The organism is Aeromonas media, from assembly GCF_000819985.1.
Taxonomy (GTDB): domain Bacteria; phylum Pseudomonadota; class Gammaproteobacteria; order Enterobacterales; family Aeromonadaceae; genus Aeromonas; species Aeromonas media.
Genome location: NZ_CDBZ01000108.1, coordinates 1 through 690 on the forward strand (window position 1 = coordinate 1; position 690 = coordinate 690).

Genomic DNA, 690 nt, shown 5'->3' on the forward strand with positions numbered 1-690 from the left:
CCAGCGTCCATCCGATCCGCCTGCAGCAGAGCCGGGTGCTGGTGACTCAGGGGGTCTATCGCATCAGCCGCAACCCCATGTATCTGGGGCTGCTGTGCTGGTTGCTGGCGCTGGCCTGCTATCTCGGGGGCCCCTGGGTCTGGTTCGGCCCGCTGCTGTTGCTGGGTTGGCTCACCCGCTTCCAGATCCTGCCGGAGGAGCGGGCCCTGCGCGCCCGTTTCGGTATCCCCTATGTGCAATACTGCCGCCGTGTGAGGCGCTGGTGCTGACAGCCAAACGACAAGAGGCCCGCAGTTGCGGGCCTCTTGTCGAGTAACGGAGAACCTTAAACCTTGGCGAGGTCAGTCTCGCCCAGGGGCGCAGTCTCTCCCAGGCTGTCTTCCGTCTTGGCCACCACGCTGGCGGCGATGGCGTTGCCCAGCACGTTGGTGGCGGAGCGACCCATGTCGAGGAAGTGATCGATGCCGAGCAGCAAGAGGATGCCGGCCTCCGGAATCTGGAACTGGTTCAGGGTGGCGGCGATGACCACCAGGGAGGCACGCGGCACCCCGGCCATCCCCTTGGAGGTGACCATCAGCAGTAGCAGCATGGTGATCTGCTGGGCCATGGAGAGCTCGATGCCATAGGCCTGAGCGATGAACATCACTGCGAAGGTGCAGTACATCATGGAGCCATCCAGGTTGAAGGAGT

The 690-nt window shown here is 63.9% G+C and carries 2 protein-coding genes; one reads left to right on the plus strand and one right to left on the minus strand.

What is annotated here, in order from left to right; translation table 11 throughout:
• Positions 1–269: methyltransferase family protein (locus BN1127_RS09585; RefSeq protein WP_042649273.1), on the plus strand; the 269-nt coding region annotated here is incomplete at its 5' end.
• Between the two features lie 56 nt (positions 270–325).
• On the opposite strand, the gene BN1127_RS22770 is transcribed toward BN1127_RS09585, so the two are convergent.
• The coding region (locus BN1127_RS22770) for a dicarboxylate/amino acid:cation symporter (protein ID WP_042649274.1) at positions 326–690 on the minus strand (365 nt) is incomplete at its 5' end.